This is a genomic window from Chelativorans sp. Marseille-P2723, assembly GCF_902809845.1.
Taxonomy (GTDB): Bacteria; Pseudomonadota; Alphaproteobacteria; order Rhizobiales; family Rhizobiaceae; genus Chelativorans.
This window is the reverse complement of the sequence record NZ_CADDWI010000008.1, coordinates 1,160,985-1,179,084: the sequence shown is the minus strand read 5'-3', so window position 1 is coordinate 1,179,084 and position 18,100 is coordinate 1,160,985. Positions and strand designations below refer to the sequence as shown.

The following is an 18,100-nucleotide window of genomic DNA, read 5'->3' as shown; positions in this document are numbered from 1 at the left end:
GTCAGGGGCCTTCGCATGTGAGCGCCCACGCGCCCACATCGGCGATCCGCATGGTGCCAGCAGTGACGGACTGTCGGCCTTCGGTAGCTGTGAACAGCCGCATTTCGGCTACTACCTCCTCGACATTGGGATCGGTGAAGTCAATACGCATTTCGCCGATGCCGCGAAAGGCCTGTCCCACAGCAATACCTTCTGCATCGTCTCCGCCTATCGTCCATCTCCGTTCGCCAGCCTCAAGCTTTGCTCCCACTACTGCGAGAACAGGCAGGCTGCCGATCGTAAGCGAGGCTGACGCCTCCCCCCCGGATGTGGTGCATTCAATAGCACCGGAGGCGGCCGCCGGCCCGGCTGCCAGGAGAATGAGAAGAAGCGATAGGGCGGAGCGTCGCATGGTCAGGCAGCGTCCGCGACCACCCGCATGGAGATGATCTTGTCGGGGTCCTGCACAGGCTCGCCCCGCTTGATCTTGTCGATGTTCTCCATGCCTTCGATCACCTGTCCCCAAATGGAATACTGCCGATTGAGCCACGGCGACTCCTCGAAACAAATGAAGAATTGCGAATTGGCGGAATTCGGGTTCTGCGAACGGGCCATGGAGCATGTCCCACGCACATGCGACAGATTAGAGAATTCGGCTTTCAAATCCGGCTTCTCGGAACCGCCCATGCCGGTACCTGTCGGGTCTCCCGTTTGTGCCATGAAACCGTCAATCACACGGTGGAAGACGACACCGTCATAAAAACCTTCACGCGCCAGTTCCTTGATACGTGCGACATGCGCAGGCGCCACACCTGGAAAAAGCTCGATTACGACGCTGCCCTTTGTCGTTTCCATCCGGATCGTGTTTTCCGGGTCCTTGATCTCGGCCATTGTTAAGCCCCTTTCCGTTCAGAATTTTTACTCATCCGCAGCGATATAGACCCGCACCATACGGTCTGGTTCCTCGACTGCGCCGTTGCGCGCCGGATTGCCCTTCTTGATCCGGTCCACATGCTCCATTCCCGCCTCCACCTCGCCTACCACCGTGTAGCTTCCATTGAGGTGTGTGGCGGGCGCAAACATGATGAAAAACTGAGAATTGGCTGAATTCGGGTCCTGCGCCCGGGCCATGCCTACGGTTCCTCGCTCGAAGGGCGTTTCGGAGAATTCCGCTGATAGATTGGGAAGGTCAGAACTACCTGTGCCCGCGCGCTGTGGATCAAAACCGTCTTCCATGTCGCCGAACTGCACATCGCCCGTCTGCGCCATGAAGCCGTCAATCACTCGATGGAAAGCAACATTATCGTAGGCGCCATCGCGCGCCAGCTGCTTTATCCGTTCCACATGCTGGGGGGCAAGGTCTGGCCTCAGCGCTATTTCCACTGTGCCGGTTTCCAACTCGATGACAAGCGTGTTCTCAGGCTCGGCGGCTACGGCCACATTCGACAGAGCAACGCCGGCTGCGAAGCAAATCGGAACGGCAAAGGAAAGAAGGCGCATGGAAATTCTCCAAAATTGTTGCATTTACTGGCGGGCAAACTTGACTACTAGCGCCTCTGCTACCTGTGCAGGCACAAAGGGCGTGATGTCCCCGCCCATGGAAGCGATCTGGCGCACGAGTGTGGCAGTAATGGTGCGGACGGAAGGGCTTGCCGGCAGAAAAACCGTTTGCAGGTCGGGAGCCATGGTTTCGTTCATGCCCGCCATTTGCATTTCGTAGTCAAGATCCGTTCCATCGCGCAGCCCACGTATCATGATAGAAGCCCCGTGAGCGCGAGCGGCATCGACAACCAGATTGTCGAAGGACACGATAGTAATGCGTCTGGCATCTTCACCCAATTCAGCGGCTCCCCACTGCTCGATCAGTGATACCCGCTCATCGAAGGAGAAAAGTGGCTTTTTACCCGGATGGATGCCTATTCCTACCACGACCGTATCAGCGAGGGTCAGAGCGCCACGCAGAACATCCACATGACCATTGGTCAGCGGATCAAAAGAGCCGGCATAAAAGGCGCTACGCTTTGTCATCCTTTCTACTCCCTACCCTTCGCGAACGGATACTGATCACGCTCTCAACGAGGAATCCGACGACTGACCCTTTGCACCACAACGATGTTGAAGCGGGCGCCGGTGAATGAAAGCGGCCCATGACCGAGCATAAAAAACTCCGTATTCCGAAGGGCGACGAAGCCACATCCGCAGGGCAAAAACAAGGACATTGGCACCCCGATCCCATGAATGAAACCTGAACATTCCGTTCAGCAAGTATTGACTGCGTCCTTGCAAGAGTTGCGGCTGCAAGACGGGTTCGAGCGATGAAACCAAAGATGCCTTCGTTCGTTACAAAGCTAGCATCGCAACGGACCGGAACGAAGCACGATGCCAGAACAGCGCCGCGCGTGACCATGGCGCCGTAAGGAGGCAAAAGCAATGCTGATATTCACCCTCGCAGCCGCCATGACCTTAGCCATGCTCATCGCAACCGCCTTAAGTCTGCATGAGGAGACGCAGCGCATTAAGCTGAAAAATCGCGCTCACAAAAACCGTCCATTGCATAAGTAGCGCCCGCCGGGAGGCAGCGGCTCCTTGAACTAAGAGCCGCTGCCCTCCTTGTCCTGACCCGGTTCAACACCTTCTCCGATTTCGCTTTCTTCGCCGTTCTGCGGTTCAGAAATCCGCTCAACCGAAACTACGCGTTCACCTTCCGCCGTGTTGAAGATGGTCACGCCCTTAGTGGCGCGGCTTGCGATACGGATCCCGGCCACCGGCACGCGAATAACCTGCCCGCCATTACTAACAAGCATGATCTGATCGTCCGATGCCACGGGGAAGGCGGCAACGAGGGCTCCGATTTCATCGCGCTTGGAAACGTCGGTCGCCCGAATTCCTTTTCCGCCACGACCAATCACGCGGAAATCGTAGGAAGAGGAACGCTTGCCGTACCCATATTCGCTAACGGTCAGCACGAGTTGCTCGCGCGCCTTCAATTCCTCGTAGCGCTCTTGGGAAAGCACCGTCTCCTCGCCCACATCCTCGTTGGTGAGAGCAATTTCTTCCTCGTCACCCCCATTGGCGAGCCGCCGCTCGGCCGCCGCCTGCTTGAGATACGCTGCCCGCTCGGCAGGCGTCGCCCCCACATGGCCGAGGATAGCCATTGAGATAACCCGGTCTCCACTAACGAGATTGATGCCCCGGACGCCTATCGAATTGCGTCCGGCAAAGACACGCACATCGGTAACAGGAAAACGGATGCACTGTCCCGCAGCCGTGGTAAGGAGAACGTCATCATCCTCGGTACAGGTGTAGACGTCGAGGATCTCGTCACCCTCCTCTTCGAGCTTCATGGCGATCTTGCCGTTGCGGTTCACCTGCACAAAATCCGACAGCTTATTGCGCCGGACGGTGCCGCGGGTCGTAGCGAACATCACATGGAGCGAATCCCAGCTTTCCTCATCCTCTGGCAGTGGCATGATCGATGTGATGCGCTCGCCTTCTTCCAGCGGTAGCATATTGCGCAGGAACTTGCCGACCGACTGCGGCGAACCGACGGGCAGACGCCAAACCTTTTCCTTGTAGACAATACCGCGCGAAGAGAAAAACAGGATCGGCGTATGGGTATTAGCCACGAATAGCCGGGTGACGAAATCCTCGTCCTTGGTCGCCATGCCGGAGCGGCCTTTGCCGCCCCGTGCCTGCGCCCGATAGATCGAAAGCGGCACCCGCTTGATGTAGCCCTTGTGGGTGACGGTAACGACCATGTCCTCGCGCGGGATGAGGTCTTCGTCCTCCATCTCAGCGCCGCCGTCAGTGATCTGGGTGCGGCGAGGTGTGCCGAACTCGTCATGCACAGCAGTCAGTTCGTCCTTAACGATGCCGAGAATGCGCGCGCGCGAGGACAGGATGCCGAGATAGTCCTCGATTTCCAAACCGATCTTGTTCAGTTCGTCGGCAATTTCGTCCCGTCCGAGTGCGGTCAGCCTTTGCAAACGCAAGTCAAGAATGGCGCGGGCCTGCTCTTCGGACAGATTGTAGGTGCCGTCATCGTTTATCGTGTGCCTTGGATCGGCGATCAGCGTGATCAAGGCTTCCACGTCCTGCGCCGGCCACCGACGTTCCATCAACTGCTCGCGCGCTGTTTGCGGGTCGGGCGCATGTCGGATCAGCCGTATCACCTCGTCAATATTGGCAACGGCGATGGCAAGACCGACCAGCACATGCGCGCGCTCCCGCACCTTGCGCAGCAGGTATTTCGTCCTGCGGCTGACCACCTCCTCGCGGAACGCGATGAAGGCCTTCAACATGTCGAGCAGGGTCATCTGCTCCGGCTTGCCGCCGTTCAGCGCCACCACATTGGCGCCGAAGGAGGTCTGAAGCGGCGTGAAGCGGTAAAGCTGGTTTAGGACCACATCGGCATTGGCGTCGCGCTTCAGTTCCACCACAACGCGGTAGCCCTGGCGGTCGCTCTCATCGCGAATATCGGCGATGCCTTCGATGCGCTTGTCGCGCACCAGTTCGGCCATCTTTTCGATCATCTGCGCCTTGTTCACCTGGTAAGGCACTTCCGTGATGATGATCGCTTCCCGCTCACCGCGGATCTGCTCAATCTCCGCCTTGCCGCGCATGATGATGGAGCCGCGGCCGGTTGAATAAGCGCTATGGATGCCTGAGCGACCGAGGATAATGCCGCCGGTGGGGAAGTCCGGCCCTGGGATCAGCTCCATCAATTCAGAGAGTTGCATCGCCGGGTTGTCGATCAGCGCGATGCAGCCATCAATCACCTCAGAAAGGTTGTGCGGCGGGATATTGGTTGCCATGCCGACGGCGATACCGCCCGAACCATTGACGAGCAGGTTGGGAAAACGAGCCGGCAGCACCTCCGGCTCCAGCTTCGCGCCGTCATAGGTCTCACGCCAGTTGACGGTCTCCTTGTCGATATCCTCCAGAAGCTCATGCGCCACCTTCGTAAGGCGCGCTTCCGTGTATCGCATGGCCGCCGGCGGATCGCCGTCAATGGAACCGAAATTGCCCTGACCATCAATCAGCGGCAGGCGCATGGACCAGTCCTGCGCCATGCGCACCAGCGCATCGTAGATGGCAGCGTCACCATGCGGGTGATAGTTACCCATTACATCGGCAACGGGCCGTGCAGATTTTACGTATTTGCGGTTCCAGTGATAACCGCTCTCGTGGGAAGCGTAGAGAATGCGCCGGTGAACGGGCTTCAGCCCGTCACGCACATCCGGCAGGGCCCTGCTCACGATTACGCTCATGGCGTAAGCGAGGTAGGACTCCTGCATTTCCTCAATGATGGAGATCGGTTGTATATCGCCTGGTCCCGCAGCTTCAGGCGGCGTCGTCTGGTCAGTCAAAACGGCTCACGTTGCTTAAGAGAATCATACGCTTCTTATATAGGAAACCCGGCGACAACTCCAAATGCATAGGGACAATTTTGACAACAGAAACCACGTTAATTTCAATGGGATAATTCGCCTCTTCGCACTTGCAGCATCAAAAGCCATCACTGCACGACCCTATTCGGAAAAATTGTGGCGGAAGCGGCACCGCAACCTGCCGGATTCCCGGTCCTCGATCGCCAGCTATCTTGAAAGTGGGACGTTCGTTGTAGCGCCTGCACATGAACCAAATGGGTTTCGTCCTTCGCTGGCTGTGCTACATGAGTGATGGTATTGCGCGGCGCGCAAAGAATAGTCTTGAGGTCAAGCCATGGCTGCGAAGACAACTGCAAGGAGCGGCAGGAGCAAGAGCAACGCTGCTGCCAATACGAAGGAGGGACCAGTTCTTCTTTCCGGCGGCAATCCGCAGATTCCAAAAGGCTACGGGGACGCTCCCGTTCAGGCCTATATTGCCGCGATGCCGGGCTGGAAGAGTGATGTCGGCCGACGGATCGACGCCATCATCGAGCGTACGGTTCCCAACGTCAGTAAGGCCGTCAAATGGAACTCCCCGCTTTACGGAGTCGAGGGGCAAGGCTGGTTCTTAAGCCTCCACTGCTTCACTAACTACATCAAGGTATCCTTCTTCCGCGGTGCGTCGCTGCACCCTGTCCCGCCCAGACCATCCAAGCACAAGGATGTGCGTTATCTCGATATCTACGAGAATCAGCTCGACGAAGCGCAATTTGCTGACTGGGTGGAACAGGCAAGCAAGCTGCCCGGCGAGAAGTTGTGAGAAGGCCGCACCTTCCGCGTCTGAAGGCGAGGAACAAGCAGAAGCCTTCCGCCACTTACCGGCATTGCGGGCAGCTTCATCACCATTGTTCCTTTGTGCTAGCCTGAAAGCACATTCACGAAAGAGCGACATGGAGAACACTGGAAGATGACTGTCGCCGTTATGTTGCACAGGCCGCCTTGCAGCCTGATCCACAGGCAGTCTTCCGCTGGCGCTGCCTCATAGGCGGGCCGGATAAGCAATGCAGCACTTCGATACATTACTGAACGCCTTTGTCACGCTGCTGGTGACGGTGGATCCGCCAGGGCTTGCGCCGCTGTTCCTGGCGCTGACCGCCGGCATGAATCGCGGCGAGCGCAAACAGGTGGCGGTGCGCGCAAGCCTGATCTCCTTGGCGACACTCATCCTGTTTGCGCTTGCCGGGAACTTCATCCTCACCATGTTCGGCATTACCCTCCCGGCCTTCCGGGTTGCCGGCGGCCTGCTTCTCTTTTTCATCGCTTTCGAGATGATTTTCGAGCGTCGTCAGGAGCGGCACGAGAAAAGCGCGGAGCGCGCTATCACCAGCGACATGATCCGCAACACCGCCGCCTTTCCCCTGGCGATCCCGCTGATCGCCGGACCCGGCGCAATTTCCGCGACGGTGCTGCTTTCGGGAAGCCTTTCTGGCCTTGCGGGGCGAACGGCCTTGATGGCAATCATCGCGCTAGTGATCGCCATCACCTATCTTGTCTTCTTTCTGGCCGAACGTATCGACCGCTTTCTGGGTGAGACCGGACGCACGATCCTCACCCGCCTGCTTGGCGTCATCCTCGCCGCCCTGGCCGTTCAGTTTGTCTCCGACGGAGCGAAGGCGCTGGTTTCCGGGTGACGGTGACACGCCCCGTACTTCCACTGAAGGGTAATGTCCAAAAGCGGCAGGAAGCCTACTTGTCCTGTTTTTTGTATCCGCATTCACATAAGGACCATCGGTAGAGGCGCACCTTCCGCGCCATTCGTGGCTTTACGGCGCGCCTCCTTCTTCCGGTACCGTTCAAATTGGCTTACTCGCTCACCTTCCCAATGGCGTCTGTGAGCTTCTGGGCAAAGGCAGGGTCAGACTGAGCAGAGGTGATGATCTGATTATACTCTTCTAGAGAAATGCCATCGGTCGCCTCCACTGCTTCAAGCATCTTCTGGCCTGCCTCGTTCTGGATCTCCTGCTGCGCAGTTTCGGAGGCGGCGCTCTGCAGCCGCTGGGTATACTGCTGCTTGATTGCCTCCACCTCGACGAAAGCAGCCGCGAAGGATTGCAGCTTCTCATCGGTGATTGCCGGTGCTTCGACAGCCGGCTCGACAGGTTGGCCTGCATCCTGGGCGAGCGCAGCAGGTACAAAGGCAATGCCGGCAAACAGGCCTGCGGCCACGACCAGGCGCTTCGAATGGTTCAGGATCATAACGTTCCTCATTCTTCTGCTTCAAATATGCAGTCCGGACATCCGAACTGCGGCAACTGCTGCCCGATACTCAACCGGACAGCAGTGCGGACGCTGGAGGAGGAATGGGGCGACAGAAATGTGAAAGCGGCAAAGGCCGCATCATTTACGCTTAACCGCCGAAAGAAATCCTGAGATAGGCGGGCTTGCCATGCCCGATTGCGAACACAGTCCTCCAGCATTTAATTGGTTCTGGCCCAGTGCGCAGGCTGGCTTATACCGCGTCCATGAACCCGTGCTACCCACGTGATTCGCGGACCTGTTGCTGGTGCCAACTGGTGCATTGTGGGTGTCAACGTTCGATGCTTGGGATGAACCTTCCGCCAGCATTCGCAGGCGGATTGTGGCAGATCAAGAAAGGATGCCTCGCAAGACCAGCCGGGTCCTGAACATTGCAGCCTTAAAAGGATTGTCTTGGCCGAGAAACCTTTGACGGGCGCAGGGTGCGCTGGCTATCCTTTTGTCCTGCTGCGCCCATCACCGTGATCGGCTGCAAAATCCTCCCTTAGCGCTGACAAAATCATTGCTTGACGTCGTTCAGGGCCGTTTCATGGAAACGCTCCAGACCCGTCTGGCTCCTGTTTTTTGCGATTAACCCGGTATCTATCTTCTGGACTGCTCGCGGCTCTTTGCTCATGCCGGAGGAGCCCCGCGCATACGCTAACGGCGCTACGCGTTCATCCGAACGGACAGCAAGCGGATAAGCAGTGAAGCCTATTCTTACCTGCCAAAGCCGATCCTGGTTCAAGCCGATGCTATGGCCGCCCTCTTCACCGCTCCCAAAAAGATTTCCCGGTCAAAGAAAGTGAACCCGAGTTCCGGCTTTGCAGCCTACCAGCCTTCGGCCCCTCGGGAATTCCAACACACCTGTGAGTAACGGGCGCGTAGAGATCCACGCTTCGACGCGAAAGGCAATACCGGCGCTTTCAAGCATTCGTGCCTTCGTTCAAAACGGGATTTCGTCGTCCAGTTCGCGCGAATAGCCTCCGCCACCTCCAGAACCTTCAGCCGGGCCTGATTGGCCGAAATCAGAACCGCGGCCACTGCCGTAGCTCATCTGGTTCTCGCCGCCCTGCCCGCGCGAATCGAGCATCTGCAACTCGCCCCGGTACTTTTGCAGCACCACTTCCGTGGTATAGCGGTCCTGTCCCTGCTGGTCCTGCCACTTTCGTGTCTGCAGCTGACCCTCGATATAAACCTTCATCCCCTTCTTCAAATATTGCTCCGACACCTTGGCGAGATTTTCGTTGAAGATGACGACATTGTGCCATTCAGTCCGCTCGCGCCGCTCGCCGGTATTCCGGTCGCGCCAAGTCTCCGATGTCGCAATCCGCAGATTGACGACCGGATCGCCCGAATTGAGGCGCCGGACCTCCGGGTCGGCCCCCAGATTACCAACCAAGATCACCTTGTTCACGCTTCCCGCCATGACTTCACTCCAATTTACCGAAACGACACTGCTTACCTTGAGACGCCGACAATCCCGCGCGATCTTCCACAACCTTAACTTATGCGCGGACTAGGCGCTTCGCTGCAAAGGTCAAAAGCAAAGGTCCGTCCACAGCTCATTTGTTCGTTTTTTGTTCTTGCATGCAAGCTTGCCCATCTCAATCGCCTTCTCGCAAAGTCGAAACGAAGGTGACAGTGCGCGTGCGAAAGCGGACGAACTGGAGGCCCTGCCGCCGCTTCATCTTGGGCGCGCGAGGGCCAAGCTGTTGTGCCGGGAGCAAATTACCGGCTGTAATACGGGCGGCGTGCCCGTTCAGGAACTTCGTATGTACTCAGTCGGCCCGGCATAAACGCTTCCGAGATTAAGGTCCCGTACCCATGCGTCCAATTGAATGGCAGAAGCCATCGCAGGGGACACGTCTTATTGAAGCTGCTTCGGTCCGGAACCGGCTGTGGCCCCATGCCTTCGCCGGAGCCTCCTTATACAGTCGGGTGGAGTCATGCCTCCCTCCTCGCTGTTACGCCAGTGTCATCGAGAACCGTGTCCTCGATGCAAGCGGGATTCTGCGCCTGTGCGGGCAATTCGTCAAGAGCGGGAGTGGAAGCCGGCATCGCCCCCTTCCCGGCTTTGCGCTAATGCACCCGGTCCATGAACGCCTGAGCAGCCTGGGGCGCACGGATCTTGCCCTCATGAATGAAATAGACGAAGACGTCACGCGGGCTCTTGTCAATCGCCGCAATCTTGTTGGCAAGCGGCAGATCGCCTGGCATGCCACCCTCCGCCCAAACCTTTGCGCGGCCCGCCCAAAGGTCGAGATCGCCGGGTGTATAGGCGGTGGGAATTGAATCCTCGCCCCGCTGCAGCCGCGCATAAATGAAATCGGCCGTCACATCCGGTATCTCTGGATAGGAGGAATGATGCGCGTAGCAGATGGCCACGCCGAATGTGCGTGCCAACGCGGGAAATTCCGGCACAACGAACGATGGGTGGCGCACCTCCACAACATGGCGCAAAGGCAGCCCGTCCAGCTTGTTCGGGAGGAGTTCGAGAAAGGATTCAAAATCCTCCGGATCGAATTTCTTGGTCGGTGCAAATTGCCAAAGGATGGGGCCGAGGCGGTCACCCAGTTCTGCAAGGCCGGAATTCAAGAACCTCTCGATCGACTCCCCAGCTTCGGAAAGAACGCGCCTATTGGTGACGAAGCGGTTGCCCTTGAGGGCAAAGACGAAACCGTCCGGCACTTCCGAAGCCCATTTGGCGAAGACGGCCGGCTTCTGGCTGCGGTAATAGGTGCCGTTGATTTCGATGGTGGGTAGCTGCCGGCTTGCATATTTAAGCTGTCGGGTCCTGGCGAGGCCATCAGGATAGAACGTGCCCTCCCAGGGCTCGAAGCTCCAGCCGCCAATGCCCGCGCGAATGGTACCGGACGCCGCCATGAACCTTACTCCGCCGCCTGCCGACTTGCGGGCCTTCGCTGCAGTAGCTCCTTCAGGAAGTGCCCGGTATAGCTCCTGGGCTCCGCAATCACGTCTTCTATGGAACCGGCCACGACAAGTTCTCCGCCGCCATCGCCGCCTTCGGGTCCAAGATCAAGCACCCAGTCCGCCGTCTTGATCACCTCCAGATTGTGCTCGATCACCACAACGGTGTTGCCCTGATCCACCAGTTCATGCAGCACCTCCAGAAGCTTTGCCACATCATGGAAATGCAGTCCCGTGGTCGGCTCGTCGAGAATGTAAAGGGTTTTTCCAGTAGCCCGTTTCGAAAGTTCCTTGGCCAGCTTGATGCGCTGCGCCTCACCGCCAGAAAGCGTGGTCGCCTGCTGGCCAATATGGATGTACCCCAGGCCCACGCGGGAGAGCGTCGTCAGCTTGTCGCGCACGGCAGGCACCGCGGAGAAGAACTCTACGCCCTCATCCACCGTCATCTCCAGGACATCAGCTATCGACTTGCCCTTGAAGAGGACCTCCAGCGTTTCCCGGTTGTAGCGCTTCCCCTTGCAAACGTCGCAGGTCACAAAGACATCGGGCAGAAAATGCATTTCGATCTTGATGACGCCGTCACCCTGGCAGGCCTCGCAGCGCCCGCCCTTGACGTTGAAAGAGAAGCGGCCCGGCTGATAGCCCCTGGCTTTCGCTTCCGGCAGCCCGGCAAACCAGTCGCGGATAGGCGTAAAGGCTCCGGTATAGGTTGCTGGGTTCGAACGGGGGGTGCGCCCAATTGGGCTCTGGTCGATATCAATGACCTTGTCGAGAAATTCCAGCCCCTCGATGCGGTCATGCTCAGCGGGGTGTTCGCGCGAACCCATGATGCGGCGCGAAGCAGCCTTGTAGAGGGTTTCGATGAGAAAGGTGGACTTGCCGCCCCCCGACACGCCAGTGACACACGTGAAGGTGCCCAGCGGGATATCGGCCGTCACATTCTTCAGATTGTTGCTTCGGGCCCCTACCACGCGGACCCGGCGCTTGGTTGATATCTCGCGGCGTTTTGCCGGCATGGGAATGGAAAGCTCGCCTGTGAGATATTTGCCCGTGATGGACGCCGGGTTCGCCATAATGTCGTGCGGCGTACCCCCAGCGATCACCCGCCCGCCATGCACACCTGCTCCCGGGCCGATATCCACGACATGGTCGGCTGTCAGGATCGCATCCTCGTCATGCTCGACAACGATGACCGTGTTGCCGAGGTCGCGCAGGTGCCGCAACGTGGCGAGCAACCGGTCGTTGTCGCGCTGGTGAAGCCCGATAGAGGGCTCGTCGAGAACGTAGAGTACACCGGTAAGCCCGGAGCCGATCTGCGAGGCAAGCCTGATGCGCTGGCTCTCGCCCCCCGAGAGCGAGCCCGAACTGCGCGAGAGCGTCAGATAGTCGAGCCCCACATCGTTGAGGAAATCCAGCCTTTCGCGAATCTCCTTCAGGATGCGCGAGGCGATCTCGTTCTGCTTCTCGTTGAGGCTCTTCGGCAGGTCGCCGAACCAACCGCCCGCCTGACGGATGGACATGGCAGTGACCTCGCCGATGTGAAGCCCGCCGATCTTGACTGCCAGCGCCTCGGGTTTCAACCGATAGCCATTGCAGGCCGGGCAAGGATAGGAGGACATGTAGCGCTCGATCTCCTCCCGCATCCACGCCGAGTCCGTTTCCTTCCAGCGTCTTTGCAGATTGGTCACCACGCCCTCAAACGTCTTTGTGGTGCGGTAGCTGCGCAAGCCATCGTCATAGTCGAAGACAATCTTCTTCTGGCCTGTCCCGTGAAGAATGGCATTCTTCGCCTCGCTAGAAAGCTCCTTCCAGCGGTTCCCAACCTTGAATCCGAACTCCCTACCCAAGGCCTCCAGCGTCTGGAGGTAGTAAGGTGACGTCGACTTGGCCCAGGGTGCAACCGCGCCTTCGCGCAGGATTGCGTTCTCATCGGGCACAACAAGGTCGGGGTCGACAGCACGCTGGCTGCCGAGGCCGTCGCAGGTCGGGCACGCGCCCGCCGGGTTGTTGAACGAAAAAAGCCTCGGTTCGATCTCGGGGATGGTGAAGCCGGAAACAGGGCAGGCGAACTTCTCCGAGAAAATGATCCGCTCATGCGTCTCGTTCTTGGATTTGTTGGCGCTGCCGCCACCGGCCGTCTGCTCCTCCGGCAGGGGTCTATCGGCGAACTCGGCCACCGCCAATCCGTCCGAAAGTTTCAGGCAGGTCTCCAGCGAATCCGCAAGCCGGGTGCTCATGTCTTGCCGCACAACTACGCGGTCCACCACGACGTCGATGTCGTGCATGTATTTCTTGTCGAGCGGCGGAACGTCGGCAATCTCGTAAAACTGGCCGTCCACCTTAACGCGCTGAAAGCCCTTCTTCTGAAGCTCGGCCAGTTCCTTCCGGTACTCTCCCTTCCGCCCGCGCACGATAGGGGCCATGATGTAAAGACGGGTGCCTTCCTCCAACGCCAGCACGCGATCAACCATCTGGCTGACCGTCTGGCTCTCGATGGGCAGCCCAGTGGCGGGCGAATAGGGCACTCCCACACGCGCAAAAAGCAGGCGCATGTAATCGTAGATCTCAGTAACGGTACCCACTGTCGACCGCGGGTTCTTCGACGTCGTCTTCTGCTCGATGGAGATGGCTGGCGACAGCCCGTCGATCTGGTCGACATCGGGCTTCTGCATCATCTCCAAAAACTGCCGAGCGTATGCCGACAGGCTCTCGACATAACGGCGCTGGCCCTCTGCATAGATCGTGTCGAAAGCGAGCGATGATTTACCGGACCCCGAAAGACCGGTCATGACGATCAGCTTTTCCCGCGGCAGGTCAAGATCGACATTCTTCAGATTGTGCTCGCGCGCGCCGCGTATGGAGATCAACTTATTTTCGGGCATGCCCCGCGCTGCCTTGTCACAAATGGAACAGGCCGGCGAGCGCACCGGCCAAGCCACATGTAGGAAATGTGCTGCACATTTCGATGGCTTAGCCGCATCTTTCCGCCAGCTTTCGTAGACAAAACCTCTTTTTCAGCTTTTGCAGTCCGGAGCAAGCGAAAAAGGAACAAAGAACGAACAGCCTCCTGCCTCGCCGTTCTCCTAGCTCTGGCCGATTTGCCGCAGAATGATCTCTGCCGCAAGCTCGCCCGAGGGCGCTGGCGTGGTAAGGGCCTCGGCTACGTCGGCAAAACCGGCCAGCTGGGCCCGTCTTGTGGGCGTATCCGACCAGAGCTTCGGCATCAGGCGAGCCAGATATTCAGGGCGAACATAGGTGTTGAAGAATTCCGGGACCACCGGCCAGCCGGCAATAAGATTTGGCAATGAGGCAGACCAGACCTTGATCAGAAGCGATCCCACCGCCGCACCGAGAAGATCCGCCCGGTAACAACTTGCGAAGGGGACACGTGCCAGCGCCAGTTCCAGCGTGACCGTTCCGGAACACGCAAGCGCTGCATCCGCCTTGCCAAAGGCGCGCCACTTGCGCTTGGCGTCGAGGATGATCTCTGGCTTCACCGGCCAGTCCGCGGAAGCAGTTTCGATCAGCGCTGCCACATTCGGGGTCGTGGGAACGAAAAGATCGAAATCCTGTCCTACCGCCTTGAGCTTTCGCACCGTCTCGCCAAAGGGCTCCAGGAGGCGGCTAACCTCGCCCCTGCGCGATCCGGGTAAAAGAAGGAGATTTTTTGGGCCGTCTGAGGTACGCGTACGCTCAAGCTGCGCCCGCGCAGCCGCCTGAAGGCCGGAGTCTGTAGTAAGCCGGTGTCCGACAAAGCTGCCGGGTGGGCCGCCCAGGCGCGCAAGCTCGGCAGGCTCGAATGGCAGCAGGCAAAGAATATGGTCCACATAGGGGCGCATGGCTGCGGCGCGTCCCGGCCTCCATGCCCACACACTCGGGCAGACATAGTGCACGATGGGAATGGAAGGAGCAGCCGCCCTCACCTTCCGGGCAACGCGCAGACCGAAATCCGGACTGTCTATGGTGATCAGGCAGTCAGGCCTGGCCGAAGCGATCGCCTCCGCCGTCTGCCCAATGCGCCGCATGAGGCGTGGCAGGTCGCGGATGACTGCAGAAAGGCCCATAATCGCTATCTCATCGGCATCGAAAAGCGCGTCCAAACCCAAGGCCGTGAGATTGCGCCCGCCGACACCGATCAGTTCCACCGGGCGGCGACTCTGTTTTCTGAGGGCGTCGATCAAATCGGCCCCGAGAAGGTCGCCCGATTCTTCGCCTGCTATGACGGCTATACGCAAGGGCGCCTTGCTGTTCACATACCCCTCCCCTGCGGGAATCCGAGAATGAACAGACCGTGCTCATCCGCGCGACGGACAGTCTCGGCGCGGTCCAGAATGAAGCTGCGGCCTGCCTCGACCGCAATGCCCGCAAGGCCGGCCTCGTAAGCGTCGCTCACCGTCCTTGGACCGATCGTTGGCAAGTCCGTGCGAAGCTCCTGCCCGGGCTTGGCGCATTTCAGCAGTACCCCCCTCTTCTTGCCTGCAAGCCGGCCATGGGTGCGAAGCACCTTCATGCGTGCAAGAAGCCCATCGGTGCCGTCGATATCCTCAAGCGCGACCGTACGCCCGCCCACGGCTATCGCTCCCTGGCCTATATCCAAACGTCCGAGCATGCGGGCGGCATCGAGAGCCGCGGCAATGTCCCTTTCGTCCGGACGTGTGGGACGGGCTTTCGTCAAGAGACCTTCCGGCGCCAGCACATCCGGTGCAATCTCGTGCGCACCCACCACCTGGATACCGTAGGACTGAACAAAGGCAACCATGGCCCGCAAGAGGCCATCATCGCCCAGTGCATATCCCGCGAGCAGCCTCGGCAGATAAAGGAGGACCCTTGGACTGAAATGAAGCTTCCTGATCGGCGGCCGCCTCGAAACTCCGCCCGCAAGGACAAGATGAGTGACGCCCCTGCGCTTCAGCAGCGGCGGAAGCTTTCCAAGAGCTTCAGCGGGCACCTGCAGAAAATCGTATCGGGAAGAATCCTCGGAGAATTCCGCCTCTCCCTCGATGGAGACCACCAGTGGACGATGGCCTGACCTCACAAGCTCCTCGATCACGCTGGTGGGAAGGAGCCCGCTGCCAGCCACAATGGCGATACGGTCGCCAGAGGCAATCTTAAAGGAAGCGCAACGCTCACTCGGCGGCGTCATCGCCCTCATCCGCGGGCCGTCCCGCTGGCGGCAGGGTAAAGGAACGTTTGTCCCTGGCGCCCATGAAGTCGAGAATGTCCATCGCTACGGCGCAGTCGGAGAAATCCCGCCTCACGACAGCCATGTTCTCGGCGAGTGTCCGCTCGGACGAGAAGAGCTGGCCATAAGCGCGCCGCGCCTTCTGCAATTCCGAATGCCCGATGCCAGCCCGCTTCATGCCGACAATGTTGAGGCCGCGCAGCTTAGCGCGATCCCCCATTACCATCCCATAAGGAATCACATCGCCGACAACAGCCGCGTACCCTGCCAGGAATGCATGATGACCGATCCGCACGAACTGGTGCACGGCGGCAAATCCGGAGACGATGACATGATCGCCGAGTACGACATGGCCGCCCAGACAGCCGTAATTGGCCATCGTCACATTGTTGCCGACGTCGCAATCATGCGCCACGTGGCTATATGCCATGAGGAGGCAATTATCTCCGACCGTCGTCACACCACGGCTGACATCGGTTCCCCGATGCATGGTGACGGCTTCGCGTATGACGCACCCGCTTCCAACCGTAAGCTTTGTCGCCCCTCCCTTGTGCTTCACGTTCTGTGGCGCACCGCCGAGAATGGCGGTCGGATAGACTTGGCAGTCAGCCCCAAGGCTAGTTGAGCCAAGTACCGTCACATGGCTGATGAGTTCGACCCGGTCGCCTATCACGGCCTCGGACGAGACATGGCAGAACGGCCCGATCCTGACGCCCTCGCCAAGCTGTGCGCCCTTTTCTACAACGGCTGACGGATGAATGACGGTCTCACCGCTCATGCCGCATCAATCCCGCTCCTCGACCGACAGCATTGCTGAAATCACCGCCTCGGCCACCTTTCCACCATCGACGGTTGCCTCACAGGCGAATTTCCAGATCGTGCCGCGCTGTTTCATCTTCTTCACATGGATCTCCATGCGATCCCCCGGTACCACCGGCTTTCGGAACTTCGCATTCTCGATGGTCATGAAATAGACCAGAGAGGGCCGGTCCTCCTTGGAATTATGAAGGCAGATGGCTCCCGCTGTCTGTGCCATTGCCTCCACGATGAGGACGCCGGGCATGACCGGTTGCTCCGGGAAATGGCCCATGAAGTGCGGTTCGTTCATCGTCACATTCTTGATGCCAACAGCGGAGTTGTCGCCGTCGACATTGATGATGCGGTCGACCAATAGGAATGGGTAGCGGTGCGGCAGCAGCCGCAGTAGCCTCTGGATGTCGATACTCTCCAATGTTGCCGAGGCGCCCTCAATCATCGGCCTTTCTTCCTTTCCTTGCTCCATCCACGAGATTGCGCAGTGCGGCGATCTCGCGGAAGGCCTGACGGATCGGCTTGGCCGGGGAACCGGCCCAGCGTTCCCCGGCAGGTACATCATCCATGACGCCACTGGAAGCCGCCAATTGCGCGCGTTCACCGATGGTGATGTGGTCTGCGATGCCCACGCGCCCTCCCAGCATCACATAATCGCCCAGCGTCACTGAGCCGGAGAGGCCGCAATGACCCGCAATGATGCAACCGCGGCCGATATGCACATTATGGGCGATCTGAACGAGGTTATCGATCTTTGTTCCTTCCCCGATCACCGTATCCGACAACGCGCCCCGGTCGACCGTCGTATTGGCACCGATTTCCACATCATCCTGGATGATGACGCGGCCAATCTGAGGATTCTTCTCAAATCCTTTCGGCCCCGGAAGGTAGCCGAACCCATCCTGGCCTATCTGCGTGCCAGGATGAATGATGACGCGGTTGCCCAGTACCGCATATTGCAGGCTCACATTCGCGCCGATATAGCACTCTCGCCCGATGACGCACCCTGCCCCTACGACTGCATTGGGAGCAATGATCGTGCCGTGCCCGATCACGGCGCCCGCGCCAATAACTGCTCCTGCCTCAACGATCACGCCCGCTTCGAGCTTCGCGTCTTCGGAGACGAAGGCGCGGCTCGAAAGACCGCTTTCGCCCGTCACCGCCGGTGGCCGAAGCGCAGCCGGATAAAGCATCCGCGCGACCGCAGCAAAGGCGGCCTGCGGCTTCGGCGTGGCAAGAATGGCAAGATGTTCCGGGACGATCTCTGCAAGCTCTTCCGGACAAAGCACAGCCGCCGCCTTCACCCGGGCAAGCTGTTGCGCATTGCGCCGCCCCTCAACAAAAACCAGGGCATCTGCCCCACCTTCCGCGATAGATGCCAGCCGGCCAACAACACGGTCCCCGTGATCGGCATTCACCAACCGCGCGCCAGTCATGACGGCAATCTCCGTCACCTTGTAAAGGCGAGCGGGGGCAAAGAAGTCCGGTTCCTTCATGAATGCCTTCTCGTCCGGGCAACCTTTTAGCCGCCCGG

The 18,100-nt window shown here is 59.1% G+C and carries 17 protein-coding genes; 3 read left to right on the top strand and 14 right to left on the bottom strand.

Annotated elements, in window-relative coordinates; genetic code table 11:
- Window position 1 precedes the first annotated feature (1 nt).
- The 4 genes from HUS57_RS07305 to coaD are packed head-to-tail and all read right to left on the bottom strand — an operon-like array spanning window position 2 to window position 2,007.
- Window positions 2–391: a hypothetical protein gene (locus HUS57_RS07305; protein ID WP_173932190.1), complete on the bottom strand. Its 390-nt coding sequence runs from the start codon at window positions 389–391 to the stop codon at window positions 2–4.
- A 2-nt stretch (window positions 392–393) separates the two neighbouring features.
- The gene (locus tag HUS57_RS07300; protein ID WP_173932189.1) at window positions 394–870 is read right to left on the bottom strand and encodes a peptidylprolyl isomerase; all 477 of its coding nucleotides are present in this window, start codon (window positions 868–870) and stop codon (window positions 394–396) included.
- Between the two features lie 27 nt (window positions 871–897).
- Window positions 898–1,479: a peptidylprolyl isomerase gene (locus HUS57_RS07295; RefSeq protein WP_173932188.1), complete on the bottom strand. Its 582-nt coding sequence runs from the start codon at window positions 1,477–1,479 to the stop codon at window positions 898–900.
- Between the two features lie 24 nt (window positions 1,480–1,503).
- Window positions 1,504–2,007, bottom strand: a complete 504-nt coding sequence (coaD, locus tag HUS57_RS07290) for a pantetheine-phosphate adenylyltransferase (RefSeq protein ID WP_173932187.1) — start codon at window positions 2,005–2,007, stop codon at window positions 1,504–1,506.
- Window positions 2,008–2,409: 402 nt separating this feature from the next.
- Between coaD and HUS57_RS18090 the strand changes: the two genes are divergently transcribed.
- The gene (locus HUS57_RS18090) at window positions 2,410–2,541 is read left to right on the top strand and encodes a hypothetical protein (protein WP_281409285.1); all 132 of its coding nucleotides are present in this window, start codon (window positions 2,410–2,412) and stop codon (window positions 2,539–2,541) included.
- Between the two features lie 29 nt (window positions 2,542–2,570).
- Here HUS57_RS18090 and gyrA read toward each other — a convergent pair whose 3' ends face one another.
- Complete coding sequence (gene gyrA / locus HUS57_RS07285; RefSeq protein WP_173932186.1) at window positions 2,571–5,348, bottom strand: DNA gyrase subunit A; 2,778 nt, start codon at window positions 5,346–5,348, stop codon at window positions 2,571–2,573.
- Window positions 5,349–5,703: 355 nt separating this feature from the next.
- Between gyrA and HUS57_RS07280 the strand changes: the two genes are divergently transcribed.
- A complete protein-coding gene (locus tag HUS57_RS07280) occupies window positions 5,704–6,168 on the top strand; it encodes a DUF1801 domain-containing protein (protein WP_173932185.1) in 465 nt (154 codons plus the stop codon).
- Window positions 6,169–6,409: 241 nt separating this feature from the next.
- Window positions 6,410–7,039, top strand: coding sequence for a MarC family protein (locus HUS57_RS07275; RefSeq protein WP_173932184.1), 630 nt, complete (start codon window positions 6,410–6,412; stop codon window positions 7,037–7,039).
- 172 nt (window positions 7,040–7,211) lie between these two features.
- Here the strand turns inward: HUS57_RS07275 and HUS57_RS07270 are convergent, their stop codons facing one another.
- The 9 genes from HUS57_RS07270 to lpxD all read right to left on the bottom strand — a co-directional run bounded on the left by HUS57_RS07270 (window position 7,212) and on the right by lpxD (window position 18,062).
- Entirely contained in the window at window positions 7,212–7,604 is a 393-nt protein-coding gene (locus HUS57_RS07270) for a DUF4168 domain-containing protein (protein ID WP_173932183.1), read from the bottom strand.
- 985 nt (window positions 7,605–8,589) lie between these two features.
- The gene (locus tag HUS57_RS07265; protein ID WP_173932182.1) at window positions 8,590–9,072 is read right to left on the bottom strand and encodes a single-stranded DNA-binding protein; all 483 of its coding nucleotides are present in this window, start codon (window positions 9,070–9,072) and stop codon (window positions 8,590–8,592) included.
- Window positions 9,073–9,725: 653 nt separating this feature from the next.
- A complete protein-coding gene (locus tag HUS57_RS07260) occupies window positions 9,726–10,529 on the bottom strand; it encodes a DUF72 domain-containing protein (protein WP_173932181.1) in 804 nt (267 codons plus the stop codon).
- 5 nt (window positions 10,530–10,534) lie between these two features.
- Complete coding sequence (uvrA, locus tag HUS57_RS07255; RefSeq protein ID WP_173932180.1) at window positions 10,535–13,456, bottom strand: excinuclease ABC subunit UvrA; 2,922 nt, start codon at window positions 13,454–13,456, stop codon at window positions 10,535–10,537.
- 201 nt (window positions 13,457–13,657) lie between these two features.
- Window positions 13,658–14,827, bottom strand: coding sequence for a lipid-A-disaccharide synthase (gene lpxB / locus HUS57_RS07250; RefSeq protein WP_173932179.1), 1,170 nt, complete (start codon window positions 14,825–14,827; stop codon window positions 13,658–13,660).
- Window positions 14,824–15,717: a UDP-2,3-diacylglucosamine diphosphatase LpxI gene (lpxI, locus tag HUS57_RS07245; protein WP_173932178.1), complete on the bottom strand. Its 894-nt coding sequence runs from the start codon at window positions 15,715–15,717 to the stop codon at window positions 14,824–14,826. The genes lpxB and lpxI overlap by 4 nt, the downstream gene beginning before the upstream one ends.
- Window positions 15,701–16,534 (bottom strand): acyl-ACP--UDP-N-acetylglucosamine O-acyltransferase, encoded by an 834-nt coding sequence (gene lpxA / locus HUS57_RS07240; protein ID WP_173932177.1) that lies wholly within the window; start codon window positions 16,532–16,534, stop codon window positions 15,701–15,703. The genes lpxI and lpxA overlap by 17 nt, the downstream gene beginning before the upstream one ends.
- Window positions 16,535–16,540: 6 nt before the next feature.
- On the bottom strand, window positions 16,541–17,011 hold the full coding sequence (gene fabZ, locus HUS57_RS07235; RefSeq protein ID WP_173932176.1) for a 3-hydroxyacyl-ACP dehydratase FabZ: 471 nt from the start codon (window positions 17,009–17,011) through the stop codon (window positions 16,541–16,543).
- On the bottom strand, window positions 17,004–18,062 hold the full coding sequence (lpxD, locus tag HUS57_RS07230) for a UDP-3-O-(3-hydroxymyristoyl)glucosamine N-acyltransferase (RefSeq protein ID WP_173932175.1): 1,059 nt from the start codon (window positions 18,060–18,062) through the stop codon (window positions 17,004–17,006). The genes fabZ and lpxD overlap by 8 nt, the downstream gene beginning before the upstream one ends.
- Between the last annotated feature and the right edge of the window lie 38 nt (window positions 18,063–18,100).

Excerpts from the sequence above, each read along its gene's own strand:
- HUS57_RS07305 (WP_173932190.1), bottom strand. The coding sequence starts at position 391 with ATGCGACGCTCCGCCCTATCGCTTCTTCTCATTCTCCTGGCAGCCGGG.
- HUS57_RS07260 (WP_173932181.1), bottom strand. The coding sequence starts at position 10,529 with ATGGCGGCGTCCGGTACCATTCGCGCGGGCATTGGCGGCTGGAGCTTC.
- HUS57_RS07295 (WP_173932188.1), bottom strand. The coding sequence starts at position 1,479 with ATGCGCCTTCTTTCCTTTGCCGTTCCGATTTGCTTCGCAGCCGGCGTT.
- HUS57_RS18090 (WP_281409285.1), top strand. The coding sequence starts at position 2,410 with ATGCTGATATTCACCCTCGCAGCCGCCATGACCTTAGCCATGCTCATC.
- lpxA (WP_173932177.1), bottom strand. The coding sequence starts at position 16,534 with ATGAGCGGTGAGACCGTCATTCATCCGTCAGCCGTTGTAGAAAAGGGC.
- lpxD (WP_173932175.1), bottom strand. The coding sequence starts at position 18,062 with ATGAAGGAACCGGACTTCTTTGCCCCCGCTCGCCTTTACAAGGTGACG.
- HUS57_RS07275 (WP_173932184.1), top strand. The coding sequence starts at position 6,410 with ATGCAGCACTTCGATACATTACTGAACGCCTTTGTCACGCTGCTGGTG.
- fabZ (WP_173932176.1), bottom strand. The coding sequence starts at position 17,011 with ATGATTGAGGGCGCCTCGGCAACATTGGAGAGTATCGACATCCAGAGG.
- uvrA (WP_173932180.1), bottom strand. The coding sequence starts at position 13,456 with ATGCCCGAAAATAAGTTGATCTCCATACGCGGCGCGCGCGAGCACAAT.
- HUS57_RS07270 (WP_173932183.1), bottom strand. The coding sequence starts at position 7,604 with ATGATCCTGAACCATTCGAAGCGCCTGGTCGTGGCCGCAGGCCTGTTT.
- coaD (WP_173932187.1), bottom strand. The coding sequence starts at position 2,007 with ATGACAAAGCGTAGCGCCTTTTATGCCGGCTCTTTTGATCCGCTGACC.
- HUS57_RS07265 (WP_173932182.1), bottom strand. The coding sequence starts at position 9,072 with ATGGCGGGAAGCGTGAACAAGGTGATCTTGGTTGGTAATCTGGGGGCC.
- lpxI (WP_173932178.1), bottom strand. The coding sequence starts at position 15,717 with ATGACGCCGCCGAGTGAGCGTTGCGCTTCCTTTAAGATTGCCTCTGGC.
- HUS57_RS07280 (WP_173932185.1), top strand. The coding sequence starts at position 5,704 with ATGGCTGCGAAGACAACTGCAAGGAGCGGCAGGAGCAAGAGCAACGCT.
- HUS57_RS07300 (WP_173932189.1), bottom strand. The coding sequence starts at position 870 with ATGGCCGAGATCAAGGACCCGGAAAACACGATCCGGATGGAAACGACA.